Below are 22109 nucleotides of genomic sequence, written 5' to 3' on the forward strand. Positions count from 1 at the left end.
CAACAACAGAAGATCCGTAAAGGAAGAGCCCGATGACTAAGGGATCGCCCATCAGCCCTTCGCTGATGGCCAACAAGGCGCCGGCCAAGGCCGGTGACACTGTCAGGACCAAAGATGTAGCTGCCTCTGTCTCTTCCACCGTGGACGCGGTCAATCCCGTACAGGGACCAAACACCATCGTGCCGCCCACAGAAATGACCGGCTCACAAGCCGTTGTCCGTTCACTGGAAGAATTGGGCGTCACCGACGTCTTCGGGTTGCCGGGCGGGGCCATCCTCCCCACCTACGACCCGCTCATGGATTCCACCCGGATTAACCACATCCTGGTGCGCCATGAACAGGGAGCAGGCCATGCCGCCCAGGGCTACGCCATGGTAACGGGCAAGGCCGGCGTGTGCATTGCCACCTCCGGCCCCGGTGCCACGAACCTGGTGACCCCCATCGCCGATGCCCACATGGACTCCGTGCCCATGGTCGCCATCACCGGACAGGTGAGCAGCGCCGTCATTGGTTCGGATGCCTTCCAGGAGGCGGACATCGTCGGCATCACCATGCCGATCACCAAGCATTCGTACCTGGTCACCAAGGCTGCGGACATTCCCCGCGTGCTGGCGGAGGCCTTCTACATCGCCACCACCGGCCGCCCCGGCCCGGTGCTGGTGGACATCACCAAGGACGCGCAGCAGGCCACCACCATGTTCTCGTGGCCGCCGCGCATCGACATTCCCGGCTACCGCACCGTGGTCCGGGGCCACTCCAAGCAGGTCCGCGAGGCCGCCAGGCTGATCGCCGCCGCGAAGCGCCCGGTGTTCTACGTCGGCGGCGGCGTGGTCAAGGCCCATGCCGCCGCCGAGCTGCGCGAACTGGCTGAGCTGGTCGGGGCCCCGGTCACCACCACGCTGATGGCCCGGGGCGTCTTCCCGGACTCGCACCCGCAGCACGTGGGCATGCCGGGCATGCACGGCTCGGTCACCGCCGTGACGGCGTTGCAGCAGGCGGACCTGCTGATCACCCTGGGCGCCCGCTTCGACGACCGCGTCACCGGCGTGCTCAGCACCTTCGCCCCGGAGGCCAAGGTAATCCACGCGGACATCGACCCGGCGGAAATTTCCAAGAACCGCGCGGCGGACGTGCCAATCGTGGGATCGGTCAAGGAGATCATTCCCGAGCTGACCGAGGCCTGCCGCGAGCTGTTTGCCGCCGAAGGCGCGCCGGAGCTGGAGGAGTGGTGGGCGATGCTGGACAAGCTGCGCCAGACCTATCCGCTGGGCTTCACCGAGCCCGAGGACGGGCTGATGGCCCCGCAGCGGGTCATCCAGCGCATCGGCGAGCTGACCGGGCCCGAGGGCGTGTATGTGGCCGGTGTCGGCCAGCACCAGATGTGGAGCGCCCAGTTCATCAAGTACGAGCGTCCGCATGCCTGGCTGAACTCGGGCGGCCTGGGCACCATGGGCTACTCCGTTCCCGCGGCGATGGGCGCCAAGGTCGGCAACCCCGACCGGGTGGTCTGGGCCATCGACGGGGACGGCTGCTTCCAGATGACCAACCAGGAACTGGCGACCTGCACGCTGAACAACATCCCGATCAAGGTCGCGGTGATCAACAACTCCTCGCTGGGCATGGTCCGCCAGTGGCAGACCCTGTTCTACGACGGCCGTTACTCCAACACCGACCTGCACACCGGCCACGAGACGGTGCGTGTCCCGGACTTCGTCAAGCTGGCCGACGCCTACGGCTGTGTGGGACTGCGTTGCGAACGCGCCGAGGACATTGACGCGACCATCCGCAAGGCCCTGGAGATCAACGACCGGCCCGTGGTCATCGACTTCGTGGTCAGCCCCAATGCCATGGTGTGGCCGATGGTCCCCGCCGGCGTGAGCAACGACGACATCCAGATTGCCCGCGGCATGACCCCGGCCTGGGAAGAGGAGGACTAGCAATGGCCCGTCACACACTCTCGGTCCTGGTCGAGGACGTCCCGGGCGTGCTCACCCGGGTGGCCAGCCTGTTTGCCCGCCGGGCATTCAACATCAATTCTTTGGCAGTGGGCCCCACGGAGGCTTCCGGGTACTCCCGGATCACCGTGGTGGTCGACGCCGAAGGTGACCTGCTGGAGCAGGTCACCAAACAGCTGAACAAGCTCGTCAATGTCATCAAGATTGTCGAGCTTGTTCCGGATTCCTCCGTGCAACGCGACCACATCCTGGTCAAGGTTCGTGCGGATGCCGCAACACGGCTGCAGGTAACCCAGGCAGCAGATCTGTTCCGTGCCTCAGTGGTTGACGTGTCTACCGATTCGCTGGTCATCGAGGCCACCGGCACCGCCGAAAAGCTCTCCGCGCTGCTGTCAGTGCTGGAGCCGTTTGGCATCCGCGAAATTGTCCAGTCCGGAACCCTGGCCATCGGCCGCGGTTCCCGGTCGATGAGCGACCGGGCCCTGCGTTCGGCCTGATTTCCGCCCCCGTCTACAGACAACAATCCAACAGGAGAAACACAAAGTGACTGAGCTCTACTACGACGACGACGCCGACCTCTCGATCATCCAGGGCCGCAAGGTCGCGGTCATCGGCTACGGCAGCCAGGGCCACGCCCATGCCTTGAGCCTGCGCGACTCCGGCGTCGACGTCCGCGTGGGCCTGGCCGAGGGCTCCAAGTCCAAGGCCAAGGCGGAGGCCGAAGGCCTGCGCGTGCTGCCGGTGGCCGAGGCTGCCGCCGAAGCGGACCTGATCATGATCCTCACCCCGGACCAGGTCCAGGCCAAGGTCTACGCCGAGTCCATCGCGGACAACCTCAAGACCGGCGACGCGCTGTTCTTCGGCCACGGCTTCAACATCCGCTTCGGCTTCATCAAGCCCCCGGCCGACGTCGACGTCGCCCTGGTGGCCCCGAAGGGCCCGGGCCACATCGTCCGCCGCGAGTTCGAAGCCGGCCGCGGCGTGCCGGACCTGATCGCCGTCGAGCAGGACTACACCGGCAAGGCCAAGGACCTGGCCCTGTCCTACGCCAAGGCCATCGGCGGCACCCGTGCCGGTGTCATCGAGACCACCTTCACCGAGGAGACCGAGACCGACCTGTTCGGCGAGCAGGCCGTGCTCTGCGGCGGCGCCTCCCAGCTGATCATGTACGGCTTCGAAACCCTGACCGAGGCCGGTTACAAGCCCGAGGTCGCCTACTTCGAGGTGCTGCATGAGCTGAAGCTGATCGTTGACCTGATGGTCGAGGGCGGCATCGCCAAGCAGCGCTGGTCCGTTTCCGACACCGCCGAATACGGCGACTACGTCTCCGGCCCGCGCGTGATCGACGAGCACGTGAAGGAGAACATGAAGGCCGTGCTGGCCGACATCCAGTCCGGCGCGTTCGCCAAGCGCTTCATGGACGACCAGGCTGCCGGTGCTCCGGAGTTCAAGGAGCTGCGCCGGAAGGGCGAGCAGCACCCGATCGAGTCCACCGGCCGCGAGCTGCGCAAGCTGTTCTCCTGGATCAAGTCCGACGACGACTACACCGAGGGCTCCGTCGCCCGCTGATCCGGACGGCAGACTATGGCCGGATTCACAATGTGACCCATGGGTAACAGTGTGAGTCCGGCCATTTGTCGTCCTAAACTGAACTCACCCCCGATTGCATCGCAGAAGGAACATCCCTGTGGAAAAACCAGTAGTTCTCCTTGCCGAGGAACTGTCACCTGCCACCATCGACGCCCTCGGCCCCGACTTCGAGATTCGCCAGACGGATGGAGCCGACCGGTCCCAGCTGCTTTCTGCGATTGCGGACGTGGACGCCATCCTGGTCCGTTCCGCCACCAAGGTTGATGCGGAGGCCATTGCCGCCGCCAAGAAGCTCAAGGTCATCGCCCGCGCCGGCGTCGGCTTGGACAACGTGGACATCAAGGCTGCTACCCAGGCCGGCGTCATGGTCGTGAACGCGCCGACCTCGAACGTCGTTTCCGCCGCGGAGCTGACCATCGGCCACATCCTGGGCCTGGCGCGCAACATCCCGGCCGCCAACGCCGCGCTGAAGGCCGGGGAGTGGAAGCGCTCCAAGTACACCGGCACCGAGCTGTACGAGAAGAAGATCGGCATCATCGGCCTCGGCCGCATCGGCGCGCTGATCGCCGCCCGCCTCCAGGCCTTCGAGACCCAGATCCTGGCCTACGATCCCTACGTGACCAGCGCCCGCGCCGCCCAGCTGAACGTCAGGCTGGTCAGCCTCGACGAGCTGCTCGAGCAGTCGGACTTCATCACCATCCACATGCCCAAGACCCCGGAGACGGTGGGCATGATCGGCGCCGAAGCCTTCGACAAGATGAAGGACACCGCCTATGTGGTCAACGTGGCCCGCGGCGGCCTGATCGACGAGGACGCGCTCTACCATGCGCTGAAGGAAGGCAAGATCGCCGGCGCCGCCATCGACGTCTTCGTCCAGGAGCCCAGCACCGACCTGCCGTTCTTCGCCTTCGACAACGTTGTGGTCACCCCGCACCTGGGCGCCTCCACCGGCGAAGCGCAGGAAAAGGCCGGCATTTCCGTGGCCAAGTCCGTGCGCCTGGCCTTGGCCGGCGAGCTGGTCCCGGACGCCGTGAACGTGGCCGGCGGCATCATCGACCCGGTGGTCCGCCCGGGCATCCCGCTGATCGAGAAGCTCGGCCGCATCTTCACCGCGCTGACGCACACGTCCGTGACTCAGATCGACATCGAGGTGGCCGGCGAGATCGCCGAGCTGGACGTGAAGGCGCTGGAGCTTGCCGCGCTCAAGGGTGTCTTCAAGGACGTCGTCTCCGAACAGGTCTCCTACGTCAACGCCCCGGTCCTGGCCGAGCAGCGGGGGATCAACACCCGGCTGATCACCACCCCGGAGTCGGAGGAGTACCGCAATGTGCTCACCATCCGTGGTGCCCTCTCGGACGGCGCGCAGATCTCGGTGTCCGGCACCCTGACCGGCCCGAAGCAGATCCAGAAGCTGGTGGGCGTGAACGGCTACGAGGTGGAAATCCCGATCAGCGAGCACCTCGTGGTCTTCACCTACGAGGACCGTCCCGGCGTGATCGGTGCCCTGGGCCGGCTGCTGGGCGAGTCCAACATCAACATCGCCGGCATGCAGGTCTCCCGCAACGAGGACAGCAAGCAGGCCCTGGCCCTGCTGACCGTGGACAGTTCCGTCCCGCAGGAGGTCATGGACCAGCTGCGCCGGACGGTCGGGGCCAGCGTGGCCCGCGTCGTGGACCTCGCGGACTAAGGGCCCCGGCAAACCTGTCATAATTGAGCGAAGGCCCGTTGACTCAACGCTGTTGGGGCGGCGGGCCTTCGTTTGTTCCGGGCCGGTGCCAAGGATTTTTCTAATTGATGCGCAGAGACGATTTGACGAAGACCAACGAGATTTGTGAGGACAGACGATGAACCCCGCGGCGCGATTCCTACGTAGCCGTTCGCTGGTAGTGACCGTGGTGGTATTGATCGCTTCGATGGTCCTGTCCGTGTTCATCCAGGAGCGGGCCCAGGTGGCCATCAACGACGTGGTGGACAAGAATGCCCGCGGCGTCTATGACATCCTGGTCCTGCCGAAGGACACCACGGACACCCCGGGCACGCTGCGGCAGCCGGATGTCCTGACCGGCATCGGCGGCATCACCGCCGCCGAACTGCAGAAGGTCCGGGAGGTTTCCGGCGTCGCCGTCGCCGCCCCGATCTCGCTGGTCTCCAAGGTGGTCCAGGACGCGCAGGTGCCGCAGCTGAAGGCCACCGACTACGTCGGCTACAACCAGAACACCGAGGCCTTCATCTCCCAGCAGGGCATCTCCGACGCCGTGCCCAAGGCACAGTGGCCCGCCCCGGATTCGGTGCTCAGCGCCACCCCGAAGCGCTACCGGATCACGGCCAAGGCCGAATCCTCGGACGGCAGGAACACCACGGTCCTCTTCGAGAACAGTGCGCAGGGCACCCTCGGCCAGGCCAAGGTGGTTACCGAGAAGGTGCCCGGCGGCACCAGCGTGCGCACGGTCGCACCCGAGGGCGAGACCGGGATCAAGTTCCCGGATCCCGCCGGCGGCACCTTCCACGGCAACTTCGACGTCTCCATCGCCCTGCCCACCCTGCCGCAGATCTCCGAGACCGTAGTCGCCGTCGACCCGGTGGCCGAGCAGGCCCTGCTCGGCGACGCCGGTTCCTTCCTGGCCCCCCTGGCCAAGGCTCCGGATGCCTCCGGCCGCAACGCCGAGGAGGTCGGCACCCGGTTCATGGACCGCATGAGCCAGGGCTTCTCCGCCGAGGACGTCAAGTCCGGCATCTACCACGAGGGCCTGCCGTTCAAGTACTGGAGCCCGTTCCTGTTCCAGTACCAGTCCGCCAAGGAGGCCGGCAGCCTGGCCAAGGACTCGCAGGTCATCCCGATGGTGGTCCGCGCCGGCACCGAAGTGGACCTGAAATACACGGTCACCATCGAGGAGATCGACGACGCCGGCAACACCGTTGCCACGGTGGGCTCGGTCAGCAGGAACCTCGGCGACGACTACCTGCCCTTCGCCACCAGCAAGCCGTTCGAGCTGCGCTGGCCCGGCGGCAAGGACTACAACTACCTGCTCGGCTCCGGCGGCATCCAGGTGGCCTCCGGCCTTTACCAGCCGGCCCAGTGGTCCACCGACTTCGTCTCCAGCCCGGAATATTCCGCCGGCGAGGCCAAGGACAATGGCGCCGTGGACCAGACCGTCATCCCGCAGGGCTGGGTCCAGGTCAACCAGCTGCCGCAGAAGACGCTCTCCTGGCAGACGGAAGCGGACCAGGACCAGCGCGCGCCGGTCGAGGAGCAGTCCTACCGCCAAAGCCTCAAGGGCGCCGGCGGCGCTTCGACCCCGCTGCCGTTCGTCTTCGGCACCTTCGACGCCGATAAGGTCCGGGCCGCTGCCGGCAACATCAACTACCTGCCGCTGGGCGGCTATGATCCAACCCCGCTGACCCTGACCAAGGACGCCCAGGGCAAGGACGTGGATCCGGTCGAGCTGAGCCCGGGCCTGAGCGGGGCCGGGCTGGCCACCCAGTCGGCCGGCGCCATCACCGACTACACCGGCCTGGCCGCGGTGCGCGGTACCTCGGCCGACGACGCGGTGATCGACGCCGTGCGCGTCCGGGTGAACGCGGCCGGCAGCTGGCAGAGCACCCGGGAGGAAATCGCCGCCGTCGCCGCGGACATTGCCGACCTCGGCCTGCACACCGAAATCGTGGCCGGCTCTGCCCGCGAGGACGTGTCCATCAACGTGCCCGATTACCGCAAGGACAACCTGGGCACTGTCTCGGACCTCGGCACCGTCACCCAGTCCTGGGTACGCCAGGGATCGGCCACCGGCGTGCAGAACGCCCTGAGCTCCTCCAGCGTGGCGCTGCTCATGCTGACGGTGGGCGGCGCGGCGCTGGTCACGGCCGCCAGCACGGTGACCTTCACGCGGAACCGGCGGGCCGAAGCCGTGACGCTCCGGGCCATGGGCTGGACCCGCCGCAAGGTCCGCTCCTGGTTCCTGGGCGAGTTGCTGGTCGGCGGCGTGGCCATCCTGGCGGTGGCCGCCGTGGTGGTGGCGTTGAGCCGCAACTGGGTGACCGCCGTGGTCTCCGCCGCGGCGCTGGCCATCTATCTGGCGGCATCCTTCACCTCCGCCGCGCTGCTGAAGCCGCATCCGCGGCAGGAACCGGCCCCGTCCGGCGGCGACGATGTCGCGCTGGTGGACAACGCCAAGCACTATGCGACCCGCCAGCTGCTGGCCAACCGCTTCAATTCCGCCGCCGTCGCCGTCTCGGTCGGCGTGCTGGGAGCGGCGGCCGGAGCCCTGGTGGCCGTGCTCGTGGACTTGCCCCGCGCCGTCGGAAGCTCGGCGCTGAGCGTGCTGGCAGTCAACCAGCTCAGCGGCCTGAACCTGGCCCTGGCGCTGCTGGGCGTGCTGGCCTCGCTGATGCTGACGCTGATCACCGGCCGGTTCGACCTGCCGCGCAAGCGGGAGCAGTGGCAGATCCTGTCCGCCATGGGCTGGGGGCCGGCACTGCTGCTGCAGCTGCGCCGCTGGGAAGCCGGCATCCTCGGGGTGCTCGCGCTGCCGGTGGCCGTCCTCGGCTCGGTGGCCATCACCCTGGTCATCGCCCCGCATGCCGTCCTGCGGGCGGCGCTGGCCAGCGTGCTGGCCGTACTCATCTGGTTTATCGTGACGACAAGGACGCGGAAATGATTGACGAGCCGACCAACAACGCAACCGACAGCGCCGGGGAGGAAGTCCAGACCCGCTCGAACACTATCGTGCGCGCCGCGGACCACGAGATGCCGCTGGAACTGCGCAACGTCACCATCCGGTACGAGGGCGGGGGAGCTGACCCGCTGACCATCGTGGAGAACTTCAACCTCGGGCTCGAGGCCGGCACCATGCATTGCCTGGCCGGCCGCAGCGGTTCGGGTAAGACCAGCATCCTGACGGTGGCCGCCGGGCTGACCCTGCCCACCGCCGGGGAGGTGCTCTGGGAGGGCGAGTCCCTGGACACGATGGACGACGACGAGATTTCGGACCGCCGCCGCGCGCTGATCGGCTACGTGGACCAGGGCGGGGCACTGATCGACGGGATGAGCGCGCTCGAAAACGTGCTGCTGCCGGCGGTGCCGGACGGCCAGGTTGCCGTGCGCACCGAAATGGCCAAGAACCTGCTGGGCCTGGTGGGCCTGGCCCGGCGCATGCACCACCGGCCCGCCCAGCTCTCCGGCGGCGAGCGGCAGCGCGTGGCCATTGCCCGCGCGCTGATCCTGGGCACCAAGGTGCTGGTGGTGGACGAGCCCACGGCGAGCCTGGACCGCGAGCACGCGAACCAGATCATCGGCATCCTGAAGGACACCACGCGGGACGGGATCGCCGTGCTGGTGGCCACCCACGACCAGGAGCTCATCAACGTGGCGGACAGCCGCACGTACATGAACTAGCCCGCGGTTTTCCGCGGAGCCTAAGAGATCAGCCAGGGGTCCCCGTGCGCGAAGCGTGCGGGGCAGCGCGCCGCGCCTGCCCCGCCGCTCGCGGCGGGGCAGGCGCTGGCTGCTCTGGGGCACCTGCCGCCGTGCGTGGTTAATCGCGTTTAATCCCGGCGGGGCACGGCATGGACTTCTCCGGCTCCGCCGCGGAGGTCTGCGGGCCGGTATCCGTCGGATGGGAAGTCCGGATCACGTCGCAGCTGCGGCTGCGGCGGTGCCCGGCGCTGTTTCGACAACGCCGGAGCCGAGGCGGTAATTTCTATAGGGTGACCTCTCCGAAGCCCCCGTTCTACATCACCACGGCCATTTCCTACCCCAACGGCGTCCCGCACATCGGCCATGCCTATGAATTCATTGCCACCGATGCCATGGCCCGGTTCAAGCGGCTGGACGGGTATGACGTGTTCTTTCTGACGGGAACCGACGAGCACGGCCAGAAGATGCTGCACACCGCGCAGAAGGAAGGGATCACACCGCTGGCCCTGGCCAAGCGCAACTCGGATTTGTTCCAAGCCACCCAGGACGGCCTGGACATCAGCTACGACCGCTTCATCCGCACCACCGAGGCCGATCACCACGTGGCGGCGCAGGCCATTTGGAAGCGGATGGAAGAAGCCGGGGACATCTATCTGGACAAGTACGAGGGCTGGTACTCCGTCCGCGACGAGGCGTACTACGCCGAAGACGAAACCGTCGTCCGCGAGGACGGTAAGCGCTACTCCATCGAGACCGACACCGAGGTGACGTGGACCGAGGAGGAATCCTACTTCTTCCGGCTCTCGGCCTATCAGGACAAACTCCTGAAGCTCTACGAGGAACAGCCGGAATTTGCGGCCCCGCGGACCCGGTTCAACGAGGTGATCAGCTTCGTCAAGAGCGGGCTGACGGACCTGTCCGTCAGCCGCACCACGTTCGACTGGGGCGTGCCGGTGCCGGGCAACCCCAAGCATGTCATGTACGTCTGGGTGGATGCCCTCACCAACTACCTGACCGGCGTTGGCTTTCCGGACATGGAGTCCGAGGCCTACCGGAAGTGGTGGCCGGCCGATGTGCACGTGATCGGCAAGGACATCTCGCGCTTCCACGCCATCTACTGGCCGGCCTTCCTGATGAGCGCCGGACTGCCGCTGCCCAAGCGGGTAATGATCCACGGCCATCTGTACAACCAGGGCGTCAAGATGTCCAAGTCCCTGGGCAACGTGGTCGCTCCGGCGGACTGGGTGCGGCAGTACGGCCTGGACCAGATGCGGTTTTTCCTGCTGCGCGAGGTGCCCTTTGGTGCGGACGGGTCCTATAGCCATGAGGCGGTTGTGGGCCGGATGAACGCGGACCTGGCCAACAACCTGGGCAACCTGGCCCAGCGCTCGCTGTCCATGGTGGCCAAGAACTGCGGCGGCCAGGTGCCGCAGCCGGCCACGCTGGCCGCCGAGGACCACGAACTGCTGGCCAGGGCCGAGCGGCTGCTGGAGAAGTCCCGCGCGGCCTACAACGTGCAGGACTTCCACGGTTCGCTCGAGGCCATCTGGACCGTGCTGGGAGACACCAACGCGTACTTTGCCGAGCAGGCGCCGTGGGTGCTGCGCAAGACGGACGTGGAGCGGATGAACACGGTGCTCTACGTCACCCTTGAGGTGCTGCGGATTGTCTCGATCCTGGTCCAGCCGGTCATGCCGGCGTCCGCTTCCCGCCTGCTTAAGGCGCTCGGCCAGCCGGAAGGCGCGGACCGGGACTTCGCCGCGATCGGCACGGCCCTGGTGCCCGGCACTCCACTGCCCGCCCCGCAGCCGATCTTCCCCAAGTACGAGGAGCCCTCGGCCGGTTAGCATCGGGGCCCCGCCGCAGCCCGGCATTGCCAGTGCAATGCCGGGCTGCGGCGGTTACCTGATGAACCTCTCCGGAACGGTGCGCTGCATGATCTCCGCCACCGTGTCCTGCTGCCGGCGCGCGGTGTCCACCAGTTCGGAGAGCCTGCGCCGGTCCAGCTTTGGTTGTGCCTGGACCAGTTCCAGCAGCGTGCGCCACAGGCACTCCTTGCCCCTGAGCGCGGACTGCAGCAGTTCCAGCTCCAGCTGGCCGGTGGCCCCGCCGCCGCTGCGTGTGGGATTGACTGGATTCAGCCTGCCCAGCACGGCTCCGGCCCGGGCCGCCGCGGCCTTGAACAGGCTGCGGCGGTAACCCAGGGTGCGCATGAGCTGTTTGAGCTCCCGCCGTTCGGAGGCCACCTCCTGCTCAATCCTGGCCAGGTCGGCGCCGGCGTCGGTACCCTTCCAGGTCCTCTTCGCGGCGTTGAACATCCGCACGCCCGTCGAGGAACCGATCAGATGGCTGTCCAAATAGGCGGCCAACGCCTTGTCCTCCAGCCGGACCGCAGGGATTTTTTGGTTGCGCAGCATGGTGCCCCCTCGTCGTCGCCGGTACATGGGTTGGTGCCTGCCATCTTTGCAGATTCGGCCTGTGTTGTCGCCAGCCCATCGACCGGGGACAGCCGGGCGGCGCGGCGGGCCGGCAGCACGGAGGCCGGCAGCCTGCCGGTCAGGTCGCCCTTGGCAGGATTGGCCTGGAGCCAGCCGTCGAGTTTGTGGCGCAGCCGCATGAACATCGACTCCACGTGGTGTAAAGCGGGCCTGGCCTCATCCCCGGGGGTGAATTGCCGGGCCCGTGCCGGGGGTAGCGGGTTCGGACGCTTCCCCTTGCGGCCCGGCAGTGGAAGGCTACGATGAAAGGCCCCGGGCGGCCGCTTGCGGCACGGATCGGGGGCCGGCGTCAAGGTTCTGCGGATGGGAGGAACCGTGAACACTGCAGCATGTATCCTCCGCCAGTGTGGCAAAGCGGGCTGAAGGTGGTGGACACCGACCCCGAGGGGAATATCAGGGCAATGCTGGCGGCCTTGGCATCGTTGGCCGAGGATCTCAGCCTGGAGACGGTGCTCGACCGGGTGGCGGAAGCCGCCTGCCGCTTGGCCGGCGCCCGCCGCGGAGAAATCGCGCTGGCCGGCGGCCTGAACCGTCCGGGCAGCATCGTGACGATCGAAATCAAGCAGGGCCGTGCCCGGCGGGTTCCGGACAGGCTCGGCAGGCCGGACGGGCTTTCCCGGCCGGGCGCCGGGGCCTTCCTCACGGTTCCGATCCGGGTCCGGGGGGCCTCGCTGGGTCAACTCCATCTGGCGGACAAGGCGGGGGCGGCCGGCTTCTCGCCCGAAGATGAGGAACGCACGGCAGCATTGGCCGCCTTGGCAGGTGCCGCCATCGAAAACGCCATGCTGTCGCAGAATGCTGCCGCCAGCCGGCAATGGCTGGAGGCAAGCATGGAGCTGGCCGGGACAATCCTGGGCACCATGGGGCAACACGGCAACGACGCGCTGAAACTGATAGCGGAGCGGGCCGTGCGCGAATCGGGTTCGGCGGTGGTCGCCGTGGGCCTGCCGGACCTGGAATCCGGTGCGGTCCGCTGGCTGCTGGCCACCGGCCCCGGGGTGGCGGCTGTGGCAGGGAGCACCGTGGGGGAGGCCTCGCCGATCCTGTCGCTGCTGGAGTCCGACACGCCCCGGTCCCTGGCCGAAGCCGCGCAGGTACTGGGTCCGGCAGCGCGCGGCCTGCTGGGCCCCGGCCTGCTGGTTGCCCTCGGTCCCCGGGGTAAGGACCGGCGCGTCCTGCTGCTGGCCCGCGGGCCGGGTGAGGTCGGGTATCCGCCGTGGGACGTGGAGATGATCGGCGTATTTGCTTCGCACGTCTCGTTGGCCTTGGAGCTGGCGGAATCCTACAAGGTGAGGGAGCAGCATCTGCTCTTCGTTGACCGGGAGCGCATCGCCCGTGACCTGCATGACCGCGTGATCCAGCGGCTCTTTGCGGCCGGGCTGAATCTGCAGGGAATGCGCCGGTTCAGCGCCGAACCCGGCCAGCTCGAACGCATCAGGGACATCACCTCGGAGCTGGATCAGATTATCCGGGACCTGCGCGACACCATCTACTCCCTGCGGGAGCCTGCGGAGGGTCCGGAGCTGCTCAGCAGCCGGGTGATGGCAGCAGTGCGCGAAGGTACTGCTTCCCTTGACTACACGCCGCAGCTGAAAATATCGGGGCCGGTCGATGACGTGCCGCCGTCGGTCGCCGAGCACGTGATGGCAGTGGTCATGGAAGGGCTCAGCAACGCGGTCAGGCATTCAGGCGCGGACAAGATCTGGATTTCGCTTATCGCGGACGATCACCACCGGCTGGAATTGGCCATCGCCGACAACGGCCGGGGGATTCCCGCTGCCGCCCCGCGCAGTGGCCTGGCCAATATCGAAAGCCGGGCCCGGCTTTTGGACGGCACCTTCAAAATCGAGTCGGCTCCGGGAAGGGGAACAAAGCTGATCTGGAACGTGCCGCTGCCGTAGCAGTGCCGCCTAGGCGTCGGGCAGGGGATCTGCGGGGTTCTCCGCAGCGATGAACACCGCCGCCTGGGTCCTGGACTTAAAGCCGAGCTTGGCCAACAGGGACGAGACATAGTTTTTGACCGTCTTCTCGGCCAGATGCAGTTCCTGCCCGATCTGCCGGTTGGTCATGCCTTGGCCGATCAGGGTCAGGACCCGCTGCTCCTGTGGGCTCAGCGCGGCCACCCGGGAGTCCGCCACCTGCGAGCCGGCCATGCCGCCGATGATCCTTGACTTGAGCTCCGGGTCGAACAAGGACTCGCCCCGGGCCGTCCGGCGCAGGGCGGCCAGCAGATCCGTTCCGCCGACCTGCTTCAGGACATATCCGGTGGCCCCGGCCAGCACGGCACCGCGCAGGGCCTGCTCGTCGTCATAGCTGGTGAGGATCAGGCAATGCAGGGACGGATCAACCGAACGGACATCCCGGCATACCTCGATGCCGGTGCCGTCCGGCAGCCGGCCGTCCAACACCGCCACGTCGGGGTGCAGTGCCGGTATCAGCCTCGTCGCCTCAGCCGCGGAGTCGGTCTCGCCCACCACCTCGAAGCCTTCGTCCTCGAGCAGTTCGCGCAGGCCGCGCCGGACCAGTTCGTGGTCATCCAAAATGAAGACACGGAACGGCGGGGGAACCGCCGGGTCCACGTTCGGTTGCGGTGACTGCTCCTTGTGCACGCTTCCTCCTGCCTGGCTGCGGGGCTTCGCCGTCCTGGTCGGGACCGGTGCTCCTGCCTCAAGTTTTCCAGCGTCGGAGGGAGCGCGCCAGAAAAACAGGGACTTTCGGCCCTAACGGCGGGGACATACCGGACGCCATGCTGGAGAAGTACCTGCGGGCCGGCTTGGGGGACCGCAGGTACGCGGTGCAGGGGCGTGCCTTCTGGCCGGGGAGGATCCGTGCTGCAGCCCGGATCCTCCCCGCATGGGCCGATCCGGCCTGCGCAGCGTTGGACAGAAGGCAACGACCGGCCTTGGAGCCAGCGATTCCGGGGGAGGGAAGGAGCGAAATGGCAATGAGCAGCATGCACCTTGGTGCCGGCCGCAGGAACAGCACCGCCACCCCGCCAGGGGGTGTCCGGGAACGCCGCCAGGCGGACTCCGTCCGTCGGCGCGCCATGCTGGATCATCCGGCCGGCGGCGCCAGAAAGCTGCGCGTGCTGGTCAAGCTCGATACGGACCTGGCCTCGGCCCGGATCCATGTCGAGGGAACGCTCACGCAGGCGAACATCCACGCGCTGTATTCCGTCGCCGCCCGAACCAACGCCCTGCTGTCCGGCATGGAGATCATCATCGACCTCACCGGGGCACGGGCGGTGGATGAAGCGCTGCAGGACCTGCTCGGGGCGGCCCGGGAGGCAAGGCTGCCGGAAGCTGCCGTCCCCGAGAACGCGGCCTGCAGGCTCCGCGTGCTCGAGCCCCTCGCAGCATAGGGACCGGCGCTCCCGGCCGGCCTGGACAACGGGGTCCGGACCCGCCGGGAGCGTCCGGCATGTGAGATGACTTGTTCGGGATTTGGAATCCGCCCATAAACTGGGGGCATGAGTGCGGATTCCCAGGTAATTTCCCTTGCAGTCATTCCGGGCGATGGCATTGGCCCTGAAGTAATCGCCGAAGCGGTCAAAGTGCTTCGCGCCGCCACTGCCAATGAGCCCGCCAGCTTCGAATTGACGGAGTACAAGCTCGGTGCCGAGCACTGGCTGGCCACCGGGGAGACCCTCTCGGAAGAAACCCTGGCGAAGCTGCGCACTCATGACGCCATCCTGTTCGGGGCCGTGGGGGCCGCGCCGGGGGACACCCGCATTCCTTCCGGCATCATCGAGCGCGAAATGCTGCTGAAACTGCGCTTCAGCCTGGACCACTACGTCAACCTGCGCCCGGCCAAGCTGTTCCCGGGCGTGCCCAGTCCGCTGGCCAATCCGGGCGAGATCGACTTCGTCGTCGTCCGCGAGGGAACCGAGGGACCCTACGTGGGCAACGGCGGTGCCCTGCGCGTGGGCACCCCGCATGAAATCGCCACCGAGGTATCCGTCAACACCGCCCACGGCGTCGAGCGCGTGGTCCGCGACGCCTTCCGCCGCGCCCAGGCGCGCCGCCGGAAGCTGACCCTGGTCCACAAGCACAATGTGCTGGTCCACGCCGGGCACCTGTGGCGGCGCACCGTCGAGGCCGTCGGCCGGGAGTTCCCGGATGTGTCCGTGGACTACCTGCACATCGACGCGGCCACCATCTTCATGGTCACGGACCCGGCCCGCTTCGACGTCATCGTCACCGACAACCTGTTCGGCGACATCATCACCGACCTGGCTGCCGCCGTGACCGGAGGCATCGGCCTGGCCGCCTCCGGCAACATCAACATGGACCGCACGGCGCCGTCGATGTTCGAGCCCGTCCATGGTTCCGCCCCGGACATTGCCGGACGGCAGAAGGCCGATCCCACGGCCGCGATCCTGTCCGTGGCGCTGATGCTGGACCATCTCGGCCTGGCCGGGGCTGCCGTCCGCGTGCAGGATGCGGTGGAGAAGGATATCGCCGGCCGCGGCACCGCCGTGCGGACGACGTCGGAGATCGGCGATGCCATCGCCTCCCTTTTGGCAGTAGGCTAGTTAGCGGTTGTTAACTTGAACAACACGGAGCAACCGCGACATCAACTGAGCAGACGGCGGGCACAACGGGGTGCACTCACCGTGGAGGAACCATGACTGAAACACTGCAATTTACCCGGCAGCTCTCCGACCACCCGGTCAGCGCCGAGCGCCGCGCGGCGATCCTCGCCGATCCGGGCTTCGGCAACTACTTCACCGACCACACCGTTGTGGTTGACTACAAGGTGGACACGGCCGGCATCGGCGGCTGGAGCAATGCCCGGGTGGAGCCGTACGGGCCCATCCTGATGGACCCGGCCGCCGCGGTGCTGCACTATGGCCAGGAGGTCTTCGAGGGCATGAAGGCCTACCGGCACGCGGACGGTTCGGTCTGGACCTTCCGTCCGGAGGCCAATGCGGTGCGCTTCAACAAGTCCGCGGTGCGCCTGGCCCTGCCGGAGCTGCCCGAAGGTGTGTTCGTGGACTCGTTGCGCGAGCTGGTGGCCGTGGACAAGGACTGGATTCCCAGCGGCGATGGTGCAGCCCTGTACCTGCGCCCGTTCATGATCGCCACCGAGGCCTTCCTGGGCGTGCGCCCGGCGCGCGAGGTGTCCTACCGGGTGATCGCCTCGCCCGCCGGGAACTACTTCGGGGGCGCGCTGAAGCCGGTGCCCATCTGGCTCTCCACCAAGTACGCACGCGCCGGGCACGGCGGTACCGGCGAGGCCAAGTGCGGCGGCAACTACGCCGCGTCCCTGGCCGCCCAGCTGGAGGCCGAGGCCCACGGCTGCAAGCAGGTGCTCTTCCTGGACCCGACCAATGACAATGCCGTCGAAGAGCTCGGCGGCATGAACATCTTCTTCGTTTTCAAGGACGGCACCCTGGTCACCCCGGAGCTGAACGGCAACATCCTGCACGGTGTCACCCGATCCTCGGTGATCCAGCTGGCCAGGGACCGCGGCCTCTCGGTCGAGGAACGCAAGATCACCATCGATGAGTGGCGTCAGCGTGCCGCCGCCGGCGAGTTGGCGGAGGTCTTCGCCTGCGGCACCGCCGCGGTCATCACCCCGATCAGCGAACTGAAGACCGTCGACGGCGACATCGTATCCCCGGACCTGGGCGCGGACGCGGTATGCATGTCCATCCGCGCGCAGCTGCTGGGTATCCAGACCGGCACGGTGGAGGATACCCACGGCTGGCTGACCCGGCTGGCGTAGTCCGCAGGATTCCAACAGTCTCACCAGGCAGGGCCCCGGGTTTCCGGGGCCCTGCCTCATTAAGGGCGGCCACCGCCGGCCGAATTTTCAGTGCGGTGCGTCCGGGTGGATGCTGCGGGTTTCGGAGCGTTGGTTGTGCCTGCGGATCCAGCCGGCCGGGTACAGCTTCGGCAGGATCTTGGCGACTGCCAGCGCGGCATACATCACCGTGTTGATGGCTACGAAGGCGGCCAGGACGGCGAACAGTTCGGAGTGCAGGATCGACTCGGGAAGCAGGATTCCGGCCGGAAGCACGATGCCGGTCATCGGTCAGGCCGCCTTCGGGGCTGGGAGCGGATTCTTCTGGGTGACGTGTTTCCAGGTGGCCTGCCGGCCCAGGGAAAGGTCGATGATCCCCTTGATGTAGACGGCGTTGAGGAACATGTCGAAGAACAGCTCGGGGAAGAGCGCGAGGGCCAGCAGGCGTGCCCGCCAGCCGCCCCTCCACACGGTGACCACCCGTTCCAGGGCGAACACGGCGCCGAGCTCCAGCCAGAACGGGAACCAGATCCACGTGTCCAGCGCGGACACCGTCAGGAAGAGAAACAGCAGGTAGGAACCCAGCGCAATCACGCCGTAGCCGATGCCGAGCTGCTGCGCCCAGTAGCGCATCGTCTGCGGGGTGATGCCGTAGGCGCCGATATTCTCCACCGCCCCCCGCTGCCAGCGCAGGCGCTGGGCCCACAAGGTCCGCCAGGACGGCATAAGCTCGGTCACCACGGTGCATTCTGCCGGGGAGATCATCAGGCCGCCGAGGGACTTCAGCGCAATCGTCAGCTCATTGTCCTCGGTCAGGGCGGCGGTGTCGTACACGTCTCCGGGCGTACCCGGAATCGACCGGCCGCGGCTCTCCGCTACCGTGCGCAAGGCGGCGGGACGGAACATCGAGGCGGTCCCGGTGAGCACAAAGACCCGGCCGCGCCGGCGCCGCATCTCCCGCGCGTAGCGGATGTATTCGTTGCGCTGGAACTGGCCGAGCAGCCCGTGGCCTTCCTCGCCGTAGAAAATACCCCCGACGGCCATCAGCGCCCGGTCGTCCGTGAAGCGCCTGACCGCGGCTTCCAGGAATCCGTCATTGAGCCGGGTGTCGGCATCCATCACCATGACGACGTCATTATCGCCTTGTTCCGGGAGCAGCCACCTCAGTGCCTGGTTGAGCGCCCCGGCCTTCTTCTGCGAATTGCCCGCCGATTCAAACACCTCGACACCTGCGGTGCGGGCCAGCGCCACGGTGGAGTCGGTGCAGTTGTCGGCCACCACAACGATCCGCTTCGGCCGGTGGGACTGGGCCTGCAGGGAAGCGATCGTCCCGGGCAGGGAGACCTCCTCATTGTGCGCGGGGATCAGGACGGTCACCGTGACCGGACCGGCATAGACGCCGCGTGTCGACGCCATCACGAGCTGGGGTGCCAGCGGAGTCGCCGGATCCGCGGAACGGCGCGACCTGTGCGCAACGCGGCGTTCGAGCAGCGCAATGCCGGCGGCTAGCAGCAGGGCCACGGCCACGGCCGCGAGAATGATCCGCGGCGAGGGCGCTTCCGTGTCGTAGAGGACCCTCCATACCCCGAACACGATGCCCTCGGTCGGCGCCTCGGCGGCTGCCGGGCTTCCTGCGGCGACGGCGAACCACAGCAATCCGGCCGCGCCCGCCGCCATTCCCGTCAGGACGAGCCCGACCGCCCGCTCGAATTTCCCCCGGCCCACCGGCCCACTCCTGCCTGATTAAACGATTTAACACGGAATGGTACTGGCTCCCCGACCGTGCGGATACTTCCGGGATTGCGCCGCCCGTGCCGGGGCAGGGCCGGCCGCGGCACGGGAAGAGAGGCGGCTGGGCCGGCCGCCGTCCCGGGGATGAGATGCGGCAGGCGCCGCGTCCGGACTTCGGCTCGGCCGACCTCAGGTGCCGAGCCGGCGGATGAGCTCGGTCAGCTCGGCCGAGGGTTCCACGCCCAGCTCCCGCGTGACCTTGGCCGAAAACCGCCGGTAGCTCTGCGCCGCGGAGGCGCGGTTGCCCGCCAGCAAATGCGCCTGGATGATCAGCCGGTGGGCATTCTCCCGGAACGGGTCGAGGCTTGCCGCCACGCTGGCTGCTTCGACGGCGCGGTCATAGGCCTGCTCCCGGAGGAACTGCTCCGCTGCCCTTTCCAAGGCATGGACCCGGAGCTGGTCCATGCGGTCCCGCTGCGGGAACACCCAGTCGTCGTACCAGCCCTGCAGGAGTTCCACGGGGGCCTCCAGCACGACGGAGGTGTGGTCCGCGGAGGCATTCAGCCCGGCGGCGCAGGCCTCCACCTCGTGCACGTCGACCCGGACGCTGCCGCTCAACTCCAAGGGGTCCCGGGTTCCTGCCAGCAGGTTCGGCAAGTTATGCATAATCGACCACAGGCTCACGCGCAGGCTTTCCAGCGCCAGGGAGCGGCTGCTGTCCGGCCACAACAGGTCCGCCAGGAAGGCCCGCGGACTCCGGCCGTACAGGGCCAGCGCTGCGATGACGCGTTGCTCGCGGTGGCTGACCGTGACTTCCTCGCCGTTTCGCTGCAGCCTCCAATTTCCGAACAAACTAAGCTGCCAATGCGCCATCAATGCCCCCTGCACCGTGATGGATTAGCCTCCGGTCTCCTAGCCTTGGCGAGCCTGCCGGATTAGGCAAGAGCAGGCAGGCGCATCGGGCCGGCGGGAGGCAAATCGCCGCGGGAGGGGGCCTGCAGCCATCCCGGTCCTGCACCCGGCGCCCGGACGGCTCCGGCGACAGCCCGACCGGGGAGGCATGGTGGCGCGGCGGCCGCACCGGTCCTTGCAAGAAACCCCGGGCCGCGGAACAACACGTGGCAGGATAGGCACGTGAGCGCACATCCTAACCCGGGCCTCGTCCGCAGCAGCCCGCTGACCCGTTTCCGGCTGGCCCCCAACCCCGGGCCGATGAGCCTGGACGGCACCAATTCGTACCTGATCGGCGCCTCCGGCTCCGCCGGCGTCGTCGTGGTGGATCCCGGACCCCTGGACGAGCCGCACCTGCAGGTGCTGGCGTCCGCCGGCGCCGTCGAACAGGTGCTCATTACGCACCACCACATCGACCACACCGAGGCCAGCGCGCGCTTCCATGAGCTGACCGGCGCGCCGGTGCGGGCCCTGGACCCGGCGTTCTGCCACGGCGGCGCGCCGCTGGCCGACGGTGAGGAGATTGACGCCGCGGGCGTGCGGATCCGGGTCCTGGCCACGCCCGGCCATACGGCGGACTCGGTCTGCCTGCACCTGCCCGACGACGGCCCGGCCGGCTCCGTGCTCACCGGCGACACCATCCTGGGCCGCGGCACCACGATCATCGCCTATCCGGACGGGCGGCTGGGCCCGTACCTGAAGTCGCTCAGGCGGCTGGCGGCGCTGGGTCCTGCCACGGTGCTGCCGGCCCACGGCCCGGTGCTGCCCTCCCTGGCCGACATCTGCCGGAAGTACCTGGCGCACCGCCATGAGCGGTTGGAACAGGTCCGTGCCGCGCTGCAGCGACTCGGCGAGGACGCCACCGTCCAGGCCGTGACGGACTACGTCTATACCGACGTCGACCCGTCCGTGCGCGGGGCGGCCGAGTCCTCGGTGGCGGCGCAGCTGGATTTCCTGCGCAGCTGAAACGGTGCCCGGCCGGTGCCGGGCGGCGGCTAAGCTAGCCGCATGCGTATAGCCCGATTTGTAGTCGATTCCGAACCGATGTACGGCGTGGTCGAGGGGGAGGAAGGAAGCGAGGAGGTCGCCGTGATCAGCGGCGACCCGTTCTTCGCCGGTGTCCATCCCACCGGCGTCCGCCACAAGCTGGCGGACGTGCGCCTGGTGGCCCCGATCATCCCGCGCAGCAAGCTGGTAGGCATCGGCCGCAACTATGCCGCGCACGTCGAGGAAATGGGCAACGAGACCCCGGCCGCCCCGCTGATGTTCTTCAAGCCGAACACCGCGGTGATCGGCCCCAACGAGCCGATGGTGCTGCCCTCGTTCTCCGACGAAGTCTCCTACGAGGCCGAACTGTGCGTGGTGATCGGGCGCATCTGCAAGGACGTCCCGGTTGAACGGGTGGACGAGGTGATCTTCGGATACACCTGCGGCAACGACCTCACCGCCCGCGATGCCCAGCGCACGGACAACCAGTGGGCCCGGGCCAAGGGCTTCGACGGTTCGGCACCGCTGGGACCGTGGATCGAGACCGAGTTGGATCCGGAGAACCTGGCCATCCGCGGCTGGCTGGACGGCGAGCTGAAGCAGGACGGCAACACCTCGCAGATGATCTGGGGCGTGCGGGAGCTGGTGGCCTACGCCTCCCAGGCCTTCACGCTGCTGCCCGGGGACGTGATCATGACCGGCACGCCCGCCGGCGTGGGCACGATCGAGCCGGGCCAGCGCTTCGAGGTGGAGATCGAGGGCATTGGCCGGCTGGCCAACATCGCCCGCTGACGGGCCCGGCAAAGGAGCGACGACGGCGCCCCTCCGCGTGCGCGCGGCCCGCACCATTGCGGCGGTGCTTTCGCCCGCCATCGTCTGGGCGGCGGTGCTGGTGCCGGCTCCGTTCACCGAACCCGGGACGGATCGTCCGTTGGCGTGGGGTGCCGGCGCCGCCCTGCTGGTCTGCGCGGTGCCCTGGATAATCGTGACCTGGCTGGACCGGCGCGGCGATCTGCGCCGGGGCGTCGGCCGGGTCGGCGCGGCGCCGCTGACGGTCTGCACCGGCGTGCTGATGTATGGCGCCCTGCGGGTGATCCGCTGGTGGCACGGGCCGCTGAGCCTGGCGGCGGTGCTCTTCGCCGTCTTCGGCGGCTACGCCGTGGTCCTGCTGGCCCGCCGGCGCCGGCCGCTTGACTGGCCGGCCATGACCTGCGGGGCGGCCGCTGCCGTCTTTCC

The 22109-nt window shown here is 67.9% G+C and carries 19 protein-coding genes; 14 read left to right on the forward strand and 5 right to left on the reverse strand.

Going from position 1 to position 22109, the window contains the following annotated elements; all coding sequences use genetic code 11:
- The first annotated feature begins 32 nt into the window (after positions 1–32).
- The 7 genes from ACFQ36_RS04245 to metG all read left to right on the forward strand — a co-directional run bounded on the left by ACFQ36_RS04245 (position 33) and on the right by metG (position 10805).
- Positions 33–1937 carry an acetolactate synthase large subunit gene (locus ACFQ36_RS04245; protein WP_377010953.1) on the forward strand — a complete coding sequence of 635 codons (1905 nt, stop codon included), beginning with the start codon at positions 33–35 and terminating at the stop codon, positions 1935–1937.
- Positions 1938–1939: 2 nt separating this feature from the next.
- On the forward strand, positions 1940–2452 hold the full coding sequence (gene ilvN / locus ACFQ36_RS04250; protein ID WP_377010955.1) for an acetolactate synthase small subunit: 513 nt from the start codon (positions 1940–1942) through the stop codon (positions 2450–2452).
- 46 nt (positions 2453–2498) lie between these two features.
- Positions 2499–3524, forward strand: coding sequence for a ketol-acid reductoisomerase (gene ilvC, locus ACFQ36_RS04255; RefSeq protein WP_377010957.1), 1026 nt, complete (start codon positions 2499–2501; stop codon positions 3522–3524).
- A 118-nt stretch (positions 3525–3642) separates the two neighbouring features.
- Positions 3643–5232: a phosphoglycerate dehydrogenase gene (serA, locus tag ACFQ36_RS04260; RefSeq protein ID WP_377010958.1), complete on the forward strand. Its 1590-nt coding sequence runs from the start codon at positions 3643–3645 to the stop codon at positions 5230–5232.
- Positions 5233–5437: 205 nt separating this feature from the next.
- Complete coding sequence (locus ACFQ36_RS04265; protein ID WP_377010960.1) at positions 5438–8200, forward strand: FtsX-like permease family protein; 2763 nt, start codon at positions 5438–5440, stop codon at positions 8198–8200.
- Complete coding sequence (locus tag ACFQ36_RS04270) at positions 8197–8937, forward strand: ABC transporter ATP-binding protein (RefSeq protein ID WP_377010962.1); 741 nt, start codon at positions 8197–8199, stop codon at positions 8935–8937. Before ACFQ36_RS04265 ends, ACFQ36_RS04270 begins: the two co-directional genes overlap by 4 nt.
- Before the next feature lie 311 nt (positions 8938–9248).
- Positions 9249–10805 carry a methionine--tRNA ligase gene (gene metG, locus ACFQ36_RS04275; protein ID WP_377010964.1) on the forward strand — a complete coding sequence of 519 codons (1557 nt, stop codon included), beginning with the start codon at positions 9249–9251 and terminating at the stop codon, positions 10803–10805.
- A 54-nt stretch (positions 10806–10859) separates the two neighbouring features.
- Here metG and ACFQ36_RS04280 read toward each other — a convergent pair whose 3' ends face one another.
- A complete protein-coding gene (locus ACFQ36_RS04280; protein WP_377010966.1) occupies positions 10860–11375 on the reverse strand; it encodes a hypothetical protein in 516 nt (171 codons plus the stop codon).
- A gap of 410 nt (positions 11376–11785) precedes the next feature.
- Between ACFQ36_RS04280 and ACFQ36_RS04285 the strand changes: the two genes are divergently transcribed.
- Positions 11786–13357 (forward strand): GAF domain-containing sensor histidine kinase, encoded by a 1572-nt coding sequence (locus tag ACFQ36_RS04285; protein ID WP_377010968.1) that lies wholly within the window; start codon positions 11786–11788, stop codon positions 13355–13357.
- A gap of 9 nt (positions 13358–13366) precedes the next feature.
- Here ACFQ36_RS04285 and ACFQ36_RS04290 read toward each other — a convergent pair whose 3' ends face one another.
- Entirely contained in the window at positions 13367–14065 is a 699-nt protein-coding gene (locus ACFQ36_RS04290) for a response regulator (protein ID WP_377010971.1), read from the reverse strand.
- A 335-nt stretch (positions 14066–14400) separates the two neighbouring features.
- Between ACFQ36_RS04290 and ACFQ36_RS04295 the strand changes: the two genes are divergently transcribed.
- The 3 genes from ACFQ36_RS04295 to ACFQ36_RS04305 all read left to right on the forward strand — a co-directional run bounded on the left by ACFQ36_RS04295 (position 14401) and on the right by ACFQ36_RS04305 (position 17186).
- Positions 14401–14817, forward strand: a complete 417-nt coding sequence (locus ACFQ36_RS04295) for a hypothetical protein (protein ID WP_377010973.1) — start codon at positions 14401–14403, stop codon at positions 14815–14817.
- 108 nt (positions 14818–14925) lie between these two features.
- Positions 14926–15990, forward strand: coding sequence for a 3-isopropylmalate dehydrogenase (locus ACFQ36_RS04300; RefSeq protein ID WP_377010974.1), 1065 nt, complete (start codon positions 14926–14928; stop codon positions 15988–15990).
- A gap of 92 nt (positions 15991–16082) precedes the next feature.
- Positions 16083–17186 carry a branched-chain amino acid aminotransferase gene (locus ACFQ36_RS04305; RefSeq protein WP_377010976.1) on the forward strand — a complete coding sequence of 368 codons (1104 nt, stop codon included), beginning with the start codon at positions 16083–16085 and terminating at the stop codon, positions 17184–17186.
- 87 nt (positions 17187–17273) lie between these two features.
- Here ACFQ36_RS04305 and ACFQ36_RS04310 read toward each other — a convergent pair whose 3' ends face one another.
- From ACFQ36_RS04310 to ACFQ36_RS04320, 3 genes are all read right to left on the reverse strand, one after another.
- Positions 17274–17492: a hypothetical protein gene (locus ACFQ36_RS04310; protein WP_377010978.1), complete on the reverse strand. Its 219-nt coding sequence runs from the start codon at positions 17490–17492 to the stop codon at positions 17274–17276.
- Between the two features lie 3 nt (positions 17493–17495).
- A complete protein-coding gene (locus ACFQ36_RS04315; RefSeq protein ID WP_377010980.1) occupies positions 17496–18929 on the reverse strand; it encodes a glycosyltransferase in 1434 nt (477 codons plus the stop codon).
- A 195-nt stretch (positions 18930–19124) separates the two neighbouring features.
- On the reverse strand, positions 19125–19808 hold the full coding sequence (locus tag ACFQ36_RS04320; RefSeq protein WP_377010981.1) for a BTAD domain-containing putative transcriptional regulator: 684 nt from the start codon (positions 19806–19808) through the stop codon (positions 19125–19127).
- Positions 19809–20069: 261 nt separating this feature from the next.
- On the opposite strand from ACFQ36_RS04320, the gene ACFQ36_RS04325 reads away from it, so the two are divergent.
- The 3 genes from ACFQ36_RS04325 to ACFQ36_RS04335 form a co-directional block, all read left to right on the forward strand.
- Positions 20070–20852, forward strand: a complete 783-nt coding sequence (locus tag ACFQ36_RS04325; RefSeq protein WP_377010983.1) for an MBL fold metallo-hydrolase — start codon at positions 20070–20072, stop codon at positions 20850–20852.
- Between the two features lie 42 nt (positions 20853–20894).
- Positions 20895–21665 (forward strand): fumarylacetoacetate hydrolase family protein, encoded by a 771-nt coding sequence (locus ACFQ36_RS04330; protein WP_377010986.1) that lies wholly within the window; start codon positions 20895–20897, stop codon positions 21663–21665.
- Between the two features lie 37 nt (positions 21666–21702).
- Positions 21703–22109 (forward strand): hypothetical protein (locus tag ACFQ36_RS04335; protein ID WP_377010987.1); only part of this gene is annotated, 407 nt, incomplete at its 3' end.

Origin of the sequence: Arthrobacter sp. GCM10027362 (assembly GCF_042679445.1) — a bacterium.
Classification (GTDB): domain Bacteria; phylum Actinomycetota; class Actinomycetes; order Actinomycetales; family Micrococcaceae; genus Crystallibacter.